The organism is Mobiluncus mulieris ATCC 35243, assembly GCF_000160615.1.
In the GTDB taxonomy this organism is placed as follows: Bacteria; Actinomycetota; Actinomycetes; order Actinomycetales; family Actinomycetaceae; genus Mobiluncus; species Mobiluncus mulieris.
The window spans coordinates 201,454-211,565 of the sequence record NZ_GG668519.1 but is presented as its reverse complement, the minus strand read 5'-3'; the positions used below and the strand labels follow the sequence as shown (position 1 = coordinate 211,565).

The 10,112-nt window shown below is 50.2% G+C and carries 10 protein-coding genes and 1 pseudogene; 9 read left to right on the top strand and 2 right to left on the bottom strand.

All coding sequences use genetic code 11. From position 1 onward, the window contains the following. The 9 genes and pseudogenes from HMPREF0577_RS05930 to HMPREF0577_RS10960 form a co-directional block, all read left to right on the top strand. A partial coding sequence (locus tag HMPREF0577_RS05930; RefSeq protein WP_004012838.1) for an ABC transporter permease occupies positions 1–687 on the top strand: 687 nt, incomplete at its 5' end. A 226-nt stretch (positions 688–913) separates the two neighbouring features. After that, positions 914–1,042, top strand: a complete 129-nt coding sequence (locus tag HMPREF0577_RS11990; protein WP_004012837.1) for a daptide-type RiPP — start codon at positions 914–916, stop codon at positions 1,040–1,042. Positions 1,043–1,571: 529 nt separating this feature from the next. Continuing rightward, the gene (locus HMPREF0577_RS05920; protein ID WP_004012835.1) at positions 1,572–2,417 is read left to right on the top strand and encodes a hypothetical protein; all 846 of its coding nucleotides are present in this window, start codon (positions 1,572–1,574) and stop codon (positions 2,415–2,417) included. Then, positions 2,417–3,223: a class I SAM-dependent methyltransferase gene (locus tag HMPREF0577_RS05915; RefSeq protein WP_004012834.1), complete on the top strand. Its 807-nt coding sequence runs from the start codon at positions 2,417–2,419 to the stop codon at positions 3,221–3,223. The genes HMPREF0577_RS05920 and HMPREF0577_RS05915 overlap by 1 nt, the downstream gene beginning before the upstream one ends. 1 nt (position 3,224) lies before the next feature. Next, the gene (locus tag HMPREF0577_RS05910; protein ID WP_004012833.1) at positions 3,225–4,460 is read left to right on the top strand and encodes an aminotransferase class III-fold pyridoxal phosphate-dependent enzyme; all 1,236 of its coding nucleotides are present in this window, start codon (positions 3,225–3,227) and stop codon (positions 4,458–4,460) included. Next, positions 4,457–5,572 (top strand): iron-containing alcohol dehydrogenase, encoded by a 1,116-nt coding sequence (locus tag HMPREF0577_RS05905; RefSeq protein WP_004012832.1) that lies wholly within the window; start codon positions 4,457–4,459, stop codon positions 5,570–5,572. Before HMPREF0577_RS05910 ends, HMPREF0577_RS05905 begins: the two co-directional genes overlap by 4 nt. Before the next feature lie 266 nt (positions 5,573–5,838). Continuing rightward, the gene (locus tag HMPREF0577_RS05900; RefSeq protein ID WP_248613717.1) at positions 5,839–6,726 is read left to right on the top strand and encodes a sensor histidine kinase; all 888 of its coding nucleotides are present in this window, start codon (positions 5,839–5,841) and stop codon (positions 6,724–6,726) included. Next, positions 6,716–7,381 carry a response regulator gene (locus HMPREF0577_RS05895; RefSeq protein WP_004012830.1) on the top strand — a complete coding sequence of 222 codons (666 nt, stop codon included), beginning with the start codon at positions 6,716–6,718 and terminating at the stop codon, positions 7,379–7,381. The genes HMPREF0577_RS05900 and HMPREF0577_RS05895 overlap by 11 nt, the downstream gene beginning before the upstream one ends. A gap of 62 nt (positions 7,382–7,443) precedes the next feature. Then, positions 7,444–7,668: pseudogene (locus tag HMPREF0577_RS10960) on the top strand (transposase); the annotation flags it as partial. A gap of 104 nt (positions 7,669–7,772) precedes the next feature. On the opposite strand, the gene HMPREF0577_RS05890 reads toward HMPREF0577_RS10960, so the two are convergent. Together HMPREF0577_RS05890 and HMPREF0577_RS05885 are read right to left on the bottom strand one after the other, a co-directional pair. Next, positions 7,773–9,365: a zinc metalloprotease gene (locus HMPREF0577_RS05890; RefSeq protein WP_036342529.1), complete on the bottom strand. Its 1,593-nt coding sequence runs from the start codon at positions 9,363–9,365 to the stop codon at positions 7,773–7,775. Positions 9,366–9,404: 39 nt separating this feature from the next. Next, a partial coding sequence (locus HMPREF0577_RS05885) for an ABC transporter permease (RefSeq protein WP_004012827.1) occupies positions 9,405–10,112 on the bottom strand: 708 nt, incomplete at its 5' end.

Below are 10,112 nucleotides of genomic sequence, written 5' to 3'. Positions count from 1 at the left end.
GGGAAAACCCTGAGTGATTTCACGCTTTCCATGTCTTTCTCGGGCGCACTGTTTGCATCTATTCTGGGGATCGTGGTAGTGACTGGGGACTTCACCACCAAGTTCTCCACCCGCTTATTCCTATTCAACCGTCTGCCTTTCACACTGATGATAGTGAAATCAGCCGTTGCAGCACTACTGGGGCTGGTGCTAGGCGCGGTTATCCTGGTGACTTGCTGGTTTTCTACCCAAGGGTTTTTAGCGGCGCGGGGTTACGAGTTCTTCCCACCCCAGAATCTCTGGCAATGGGCAGGCAGCCATCTAGTCATGTTCACGCTCTCCGCGATTTGGGGGGTAGCCCTAGGATTCATATTCAGAAACACAGTAATCGCCATCATGTTTCACGTCCTCTACCTGATGGGAGTGGAAGCCACACTTATGGCTATCTTCCCTTCGGTAGCAAAATGGCTACCCGGCGGAACACAATCCGCAATCATTGATGATATTACTTTGCCACAGCGCTTGGATATGCTCTCTGGTACAGGTTTATATCTGCTGTGGGTCTTAGCCTTATTTGTGATTGCCACCATTGTGGCGGTTAAGTTCAACCAGCCGGTGTTGCCCTCACTCACAAATCTGGTTTCCAAACGATTTTCGTCTAAGGAAATACACTCTGCCTCTGAGAAAAAACTCAATACTGCTGTGTGAGTACAATCACCCAACTAGTAGCTAAGTAGAGATTATGTAAAAATTTGAACCTTAACTTGAATAATCTCAATATGTGCAAGCAAGGAAGAAAATAAATTAGATCTTAAATGGTTGGAATGAGTTTTCACTCACTACGTTATTGAGCCGCATTCCGGATTGTAGAGATTGTTGGAAAGAATCTTTTTGCGCAGTGATATCCACACAAATATGAAAGGAGGTGAAAATAATGGAAACCAAATACGATTTTATGGTTGAACCACTGGAAGGTCTAGTAGCGCCATTTGATTGGAGTGACTTCGGGACTGGAATGGGAGTTGGCGTAGGCTTAGCAGCTATTGTCGTAATGGCAACCTAAACGTAAATACTATGTGCTAACATTCATGAAGGGAGGTGAAAATAATGTGTAATCGAGATTTCGAGATAATAGAACTAGAAAATCTAGAAGCACCAGATGCAGGCGAGTTAGGTCTAGGAATTGCCGTAGGTGTGGGTGTAGGTATCCTAATCGGAGTTGTGGCAGCCACATAACATGACAATAAATTGTCACATAACTTAATATTTTGGTTTATGTGGGTGGTTATAACAATGTGCTGGTTTTTTTCAACAGAATCATTCACTCACGCTGTGTGTAGCCACCCACAGAACCAACAAACTACAACAATAGAAGCCGTAACGCGAAAGGAAGATTATGGGTAACAATAACAATGTTAACAAGAACACCAAGTATGCGACGCTATTTATGACATTAATCATCATAACGATGATTATAAGTGTGAGTCGAGCCATACCCATATATATTGGCATTCCCCTTTTACTTATCTTCATAGGGTTTGAATCTTTCTTTATCAGCAAGGCGACTAAAGCTAAAAAGAAAGGTGATTAAAATGTGCAATTCTTACCACGCTTCAGCTTGGAATCTTTTTACCGGAATTGACGCGAACAATAAAGAACGATACGGTTCTATCTATTGGGTAAAGACTTTCGATTTATCTAGCTTCGAAGAATTAGCAACCGCAGATACGTTCGTTTTTGCTCCCGCTATGGCACCGGGTGTCTCCGCTACCCTGCTGGGTTCATTCGGCATCGAGGGAGACGAAGCGGTCTTCGATGATGGCCTGATTGTTGAATCCTGTGCGTTTTCGAGCCTACCATACCTTGATGTTTTTGCTCCGACGTACCTGTGCTTTGCCGAAGCAGCTGATGCTGAGAGCCTCCGCAAGAACACTCGAATTTTTGCTGAAACCGGGCAACTTCCAAACTCCCTCTTGAATCCTCTGGTGGTCTTTGAACTGGCCGATTTTATCCCCGGACGTTCCCGTCTCTCTCGTTTCACTCTTGATGAAGAGGGAATCCATCCTTGGACTCCTAACCCCATTATCGCCACTTTGCAACAAGAAAATCCGTCCCTTTCCTTACATTTTGCGGGTGCCGTGTTGCTTTCACGACTCTTGAAAGATTACCAGGGACAACTACACTTTGACCTTCCCCAGCCACCCTTGAATTCGGACGGCTCAACCGAGCTACAGGATTTGATTCTTGCACGCAGCGAGAACGATTTCTATTGTTTCAACCTGGACAGCGGTAGGGTGTTTTCCTTAGGTATCGACATGTATCGCGCTGCGCTGACAGGTTTCAACCCCGAAATTTTGGTGGAAATACCTGGGGATAGCCTCCCCGAAGGTCTGCGTGAGGATGCCCTTGCCACATTCAAGACAAAGGTGTGTGCGTGATGAGTGTTCTCACAACCTTGTTTTCAGCCGCTTTGGAAGCTGGCGTTCCCCGCAATCTTTACACCGGTGAAGGGGCACAGCTCTTCGGGTCACTTGCCTCCGGGGATGAAACTGAGTTCGAGGAATTAGCCCGCGCGAGCGAGCATCTCCCTGAAAATGCCACCGTAGGTGAACTGGCTTCCGGGGAAGGCCGCCTCTTACTCTCGCTGGATTCCCCCAATATCCGCGAGTACTATGCTTATGACACTTCCCCTATCCTACTCTCCCTGCTGCAACAGCGAGCGACGCGGCAAGGAATTCCTGGGGAGAAAGTAAAAACCTGCTGTCAAGATTTGCTGACTTGGGAACCTCAGGCTGATACTTTCGATTTCTTGCTGCTTGGAGCGGGAACCGTTCGCTTGTTTGACCACCAGCAACGTCTAAAGATTTACCAACGTGTACACCAGGCGCTCCGAAGTGGTGGAGTATTCTATATCTCTACCTCGGAGCCGCAGAATAACCATGGAACATTGTTTAGCTTGGGGCAAGTGAATCTTAATGGAAAACCAGTGGTGCCATTCTTCTATGCCGGGGAGATTCCTGGTCAGGAAGCACGGGAGATTGGATTCGTAGTTTTCGATACAGACATGATGCCAAAACCCGCTCGGGTCTACAGCTCCGTGGTGCATAACCTCAGTGGTGACCAACTGGCTTCCGAGCTGCAACAGGCTGGTTTTTCTATAGTAAACCGCACCTGCCGCGAGTGTACCGGTTTGGCTGATTCCCAGGAGTTGTTAACCATTATTGCTGTAAAGGTTGGTGGTTAGAATGCTATGGGAATTTCTGGTTCCCCCCTCGCAGATGGGGCAAGCCGCTAGAACCGTCGTGGAGGCTCGGGACTACCAATTAACCTTTGCCGACGGAACAAAAGCCATTGACTTAACCAGTGGCTTGTGGAATGTTAACTTCGGTTATGGAAATCCCTTTGTTGCCGAGCGAATCGAGAAAGTCCTTCGCGACGGGCACTACGCGACGCTGTTCCGTGCTTCCCACCCCGCTGCACATGAAGTTGCGGAGCGGCTGCTGGCTCATCTGGATATGTCAGAAGCAGCGCTGGTTTTTTCCACCAGCGGTTCTGCTCTCAATGATGTCATGGTCAAGCTGGCCTTACAATGGAATTCCCTGTTGGGGCGACACGCTCGCACGGTGGTCAGCATCCAGGGGAGCTATCACGGTATGACACTAAACTCGATGAAACTGTCGGGGGAAAATCTGGGACAAGCTGTTTACGGAGCACATTCGGCGAATTTTGTCCACCTTCCTCTTGATGATGTTGAAGCGTGGAAACAATTTTTTCAAACCAGGGGTAATACCGTCGCGTTGGTGGTTTTGGAGCCGGTATTGGGCTCCGGGGCGATTCCCCTTTCCAACGATGTCTTGAATGTCATTTTCGAGGCTCGTAAACAATATGGGTTCCTGATAGGGGCTGACGAAGTGGCTATGGGGTTATACCGTTTGGGTACCATAGCGGCCTCATTTGATTGGAAGGAATCCGCCGATTTACTTGGTTTTTCCAAAGGACTCACAAATGGCACTGCCGCGAGTTCAGTCTTAGTGGTTTCTAATACTGTCGCTGAGGTATTTATCCAGCAGGATAGTGTTTTCATGCACGGGGAAACCCAAGCCGGATCCCCCGTGGCGTGCGCCGCGATTCTGGGAGTACTCGATTTCTTGGATTCGGCCAATATTCAGGAGCAATACCATCAACTGGAATCCAGGGTTTCCCTTGACTTGGAACATCTGGCGCGGAAATATCATCTCTCTCGGCGAGGCATGGGGTTATTCCAGTATCTGGGGTGGGGCGACGCTGATTCTTTCGAGTCGGATGCGCTTTCTGGATCGCTCGGCGCGGATTATTTTCGCTCCCGGGGCATTTCCATCCAACCCTCCTTGGAAGGTATCCAGATTATTCCCGCCATTACTATGCCCATATCTATCTGGGATGAAGCGGTACGGAACCTACACGCTGCGTTTGAAGAGCTAACTACCCGGGGGACAAAATGACAGTCTTTATCTATGACGAATGTTGGCATAACCACCAACTTCCCGCAGCCGCCCGGAGCTATGTCAAAGGAGCCTCAAGTCGGGTTGCGGTCAGCTCCTCTTGTTCTCTGGCTGATGTCCGGGAACTTTCCGTGCAGTTAGAAACAGGCGAACCCCTGATTGCTTTGGGCGGTGGCGGTATTCTCGATAAAGTCAAGCTCGCTGCTGCTGCAACCGCGCAGCCCTCCTGGGAATCCTATCTCCGGGCTGGCCGCAGCGGTGTCACCACGATTCCTGGCAACAAACCGTATCCGATTCTCGCGATTCCCACGACTCTGGGTACTGGCTCCGAGTGCAACAGTAAAGCTGTCGTAGAAGTTTCCGCGTCTCGACGGCGATTGGTGCTGGGGAATAGTCTTAAACCAAGTGGGCATGACTACCTGCCCGAGGTCTACGAAAGCCTGTCCCCCCGGTTGATTCGCCACGGAATCCTCGAAATCGTGTTTCGCTGTGCCGGGATTCTGGCAGTCATAACCAACGCTACCGCTCGACGGGAGTATGCAGAACTCTTGCAGATGGCCGTGACGCTTTACCGCCAATCTGACGAAAATCCAAAACCACAGAACGACAGCGTCCTGTTGGAACAGGCCGCGCGACTATCCGGGATTACCCACCAAGTGCCACTAGGAGAGAAAACCTTGGTTTGGGTGTGGCCATTGTGGTACTTAGCCAATGAGCTGTCTTCGCTGGCGGGAATTACGAAGTTGGAAGCCACCATAGCCTTAGCACCTTTCGTCTGTGAAAGAATCGGCTCCTTTGGATGTGGAACCATCGAAAACCTGCGCCAGATTGAATCAGTAGTTGGACAGAACCTCCCCGATTTTCTGACACCAGCAATAGCCTCGCTGGGAGGCAGCGTTTGCCACAACCTCGCCTCGATAGAGGTGGAACAGGTCACCAACCAGACTTTCAGTCAGTGGGCTGGTCTAGGGTTGCCGCTGGGTTCTGTCCTTCACGTGCAGCTTAGGGAGCTATTCAGCACTTTACGGCGACAATTCTCTGCCACAGATGTGGAGGCTTCCGCCCCGAGGAGTTATTCGCAGAATGCAAGTAACACATCTAGTCTCGTATAATTATAGTTATGACAAAGAATCTAAGAGATGCATCTAAAGGTAATAATTTTGTAAGCAAATGGCAAGGATATTTTTTCCTGGGTTCAGCCACATTATTTTGCGCGCTCGATTTGTCTGTTGTTTATTATTATAAGATCTTATTCAGCTCTCCTGTATCGTTTGTTATAGCGGTTCTGTTTATTCTTTTGGCTTTACATGGCAAGTTTTTTCAAAAATCAGATCTTGCTTATGTGATATTCCTAAACGCTGTACTGTTGATACCACCTTTGAGTCACAACATCGCATACGCCACACTGGGTACTACCATAATCGTTATAAGTTGGATTGTGGAAAACTGGGTGTGGCAGGGTCTACTGCTCTATGCTTCGACCAGCGCGGTTTTGTTAATTCGTGCCGAGGATATCACCCTTACCTTGATTTTCCTTTGCTTACAGTTTGCGGTTTCCCTTATTGTTGGTTTGCTTATGCGCCAACAAAGGGATTATACCGCACTGCTGCAGGGGTACCTAGATTCGTCCGGGCTGGCCGCGGAACAGATTAGGTCACAACTGCGTCGGGAACTGGCGGCGCAGCTGCATGACACTACTGCCAAGGATTTGGCACAGATTTCACTTGCTGCCCAGAAACTGCGCGATGACCCCAGTTCTGTAACCTCCGAGGCGCTAGCGGAACTGGCTAGCGCAGCTAGCGCTGCCGCCAAGCGAATCCGTCCGATGATTTTGAACCTGGATATCAGTCGGGAATCCATCAGTTTGGAAAAGGCTCTGGTGGAATCCCGCAAGATGCTCACCGCGCGGGGTATAACCCTCGATGTCGTTGTCCCGAAGGGGACAGACCAACTGCTGACCCGCCAGCAACAGTTGGTGGCTTCCCTAGTAGTGCGGGAGAGCGCTAGTAATATTTTGAAATATGCCCCCGAGAACTCCTTGGCCAGTCTGGAGCTTTCCCTTGACGAAGCACGAAACCTGAGCGTTTACAGCCAAAATCGGGTAGCCGAACGCCCAGACACCAGCTTCACTGGAGGCTATGGGCTACGCAACTTGGAAGATAAGATTACTTCTGAAGGTGGAGAACTGCTGTTTGGCAAGTCTGGGGATAAATGGAACCTTAGTGTCGAAATACCTTTTAGAAAGGAGAAACCCGGTGACCGATAGTTTGAGAGTCGTTATTGCTGACGACGATGATGCATTTCGTGATGATTTTGCCCAGCTTTTGGCTATGCAAGAAGGGTTCGAGGTGGTTGCCGTCGTAGAGAACGGTGCGGAGGCAATTAGCGCCTGCTCTCAAGGGCATATCGATATGGTGCTGTTGGACGTGGATATGCCGGTGCTGGATGGCATCGCAGCGGCATCCACTATTAAAAAGATGAGTCCCCAGGTCACTATCGTGATGCTCACTGCCTTCGCCCACGAGGACTCCCTCGACGAGGCTCTTGCGGCGGGGGTGCGCGCTTTCCTGACCAAGGATATAGAGGTAAGGCATTTAGCGACACTGTTGCGCGAGGCTCATGAAGGGAAAATGATCATGGGGAATCGTCCCACCGAACTGCTGACCGAACAATACCTGGAAAAACGCCTCAAACAGCAAGAATACGAGGATTTCCGCCAGGACGTAGCGGAGCTACCGGAGCGTTTGCTGCCTGTGTTCCACCTGGTAATTCAGGCCAAACCGAACAAGGTAATCGCCGAGGAGCTCTTCCTTTCCGAGTCATCGGTACGCACCTATGTTTCCCAAATCCTCGAACTAACCAACTGTGCCACTCGCGGCGAACTCACCCTGCGCGCGCTGCGCAGTGGCATCGCCGACTAACAAATTCGCCTGAGACAAAGGTAACTCTGTACCGGTGTCCACTAAACAAGGGTAACCTCACCGCTGGGCTACCCGAATTGCGCCGACTAGGCCGCACGTTGAAACGCCGCGCCGCCGACATCCTGGCCTACTTCGACCATCCCCATAGTTTTAACGGCTCAACCGAAGCCATCAACGGCCGCCTAGAACACCTCCGAGGCTCCGCCCTCGGGTTCCGCAACCTCATCCACTACCGCATCCGTGCCCTCCTCGAAACCGGAGGATTCAAAAACCAACTACACCCTTAAAAGCGAAGAGCCTCTAAAGTCTCCAGTTTGTCTACAGTAAACGAGCTTATTTTCATTTTTTCACCTTCTTTCGTGTTGATGTGATTATTTTGTTCAGGAAGTCTCTATTGATTTGATTGCAACCAATCGAGGGTAGCAGTTTGCGTAATCCAGGTTCCCAAGGGTATTTCTCCCATTTCTGCTACCAGCAGTCCGACTGGATTGCCGCCGATTGTTTCAATGTTTTCGAGGAGTTTCGCGGGTTGCGGGGGTAACACCCCTGATACTTTGATAGTGGGGGAAAGTGCCTGCATCGGTTGGGCACTCTGGGTTTTCTGTTTTGAAATTCTCCCTGCCCCCACGGTTTCGGTTGCCAATAAACCCGCACGTTTAAGCTCTACGGTTTTACCTGTAAATCGTGGCGCAACTAGATTCGTGTAGGTACTGTCACCCTCTGTCCAGTAGGCACCCGTCTGGCGCAGAGGTACTGGCGCAAATCCAAGAGGTATAAGAACTAGGGCTGTGGCTCCTACAACAATAAATCGTGACCAGATTGGCTTGTGTTCCTGGCGTGTTTCCTTGGCAATCTGTATTATGCCTCGAAGCATTAGGAATAATGCCCCCCACACTAAGGCAGCACCAATAACTTGTCCGATAATCCCCGTGTTGTCGTTGTCTTGCCGGTAAGCCATCAGCAGCAGCATCCCGAGGGGAGTTCCAGAACAGGCCAAGCCAAAGACTACTCGTAGCAAGCCTAACCTTCGAAGCTTCCCCCAGCTCCCGGTAACGAAGTACACCAGGGCAGTTTTCCATTCTTGCATGGTTTTATCGCGCAGATTCGGCTGATCCAGGAAGGTCATTAGGGCTATGTATCCGTCGAGCTTAATAAATGGTGCCAGATTCAACACTGAAGCCGCATAGAAGGCGGTGGTGAGCAATGCCAGGAAAGCGTATTCCCTGCCGGTGAGGACGAAAATCAAACCAGATAATCCCGAGATGCCAAAAGTGGTCACCACTCCGGCTAAAGCAACCATAGTCCGCTGCCAGTTGTGTGGCAGTTTCCAGGCCTCGGTCACATCACAGAAGAACGCAGGGGAGAGATAAAACAGCATGACCCCGATGCGCCGAACTTTTCCACCGAAGTACATAAGCGCAGTACCATGGGCAAATTCATGGATAGATATACCCACCATCATGCACATATACAAAGCCAGCAAGGTCAATGGTTCCTGCGGGGTGGACATCGCCGTAAAGAAAGCATCACGATTTACCAGCACCAGGAAGATGCCAAGCAAGCCAAGAAGCACATTCAAAGCTGCTGCACCCAACAGGAAACCGCGTTTCGCAAAGTGCTGCAGCCAAGCGAAGTGTCCGGGTTGATTGAGGATATCAATCTGGATGGAAAACAACGAATTGAAATGAACCCGGGATTTCCGTGTAGTTTTCACATTATCAGAAACGTGGTATGGCATTCTGGTGAGTAAACCGGCATTCTCCAGCATAGTGGTGGCCACCTCGAGGTTCTCCCTGTCCAGAGGTTCGCCCGAAAACTGAGGAGAACCGCCGGGTTGTCCCTGTTGAAACCACTGGAGCACCCGAGCTAAATCTGGAGAGAGTCGTGACGGGACACCGCCATTTACGGACACAATCCAGGGATTATCGCTACAATCAGGCTTAGTCAACTCTAAACCTGGGGGAACATGCAATTGTGCAGCCATCTTTGCTTCACCTCCTTGGGTGTGTCTGATTTATGCTTGTTATCTGGTAATGGGTTGTGGTTTTTCGGTTACGCTAGGTGTCTGCAAGTTTGTGGCCGGTTTCTTGGTGAAGGAGAGGCGTTTGGCAACCAGGTTCGTGAGTGAGGGCAGTACCGGCTGGTTGAACTTCATCAACAGCACAGCGGCAATCACGAACAAGCCTATGACCCACAGTGAATAGACACCCACGCCGGGGAGCATACCCAAACGCTGCGGCAAAGTAATATCATCAACGATTGCGGATTGTGTTCCGCCGGGTAGCCATTTCGCGGCTTGGGGAAAGATGCTGTGAAGCGTGGGTTCTAACATGGTCAAAAAGATAATCTCGAATGTGATGCCGATTACTGTGTTTCTGAATATGAATCCTAGGGCTACCCCCCAAATCGCAGTGAGTGTAAACATAACCAGGTAACCTCCCGCCCATTGCCAAGGATTGTCGGGTGGGAAGAACTCGTATCCCCGCGCCGCCAAAACTCCTTGGGTGGAAAACCAGCTGGTCACCAGGATGATCGCCCCTGACACCAGTCCCAGGATGGCGGCAACCATAGCCTTCACCACCATCAACGCAAAGGGCAAGCGGTTGAATAGGAATAAGCGGGTGGAGAACTTGGTGGTGAAATCCCCAGTCACTATCACAATCCCCAGAATGGCGGTGAACATGGAACCAGCGAAAGACATAGAAAGTACGATGTCGCTAAAGGTCTTTTC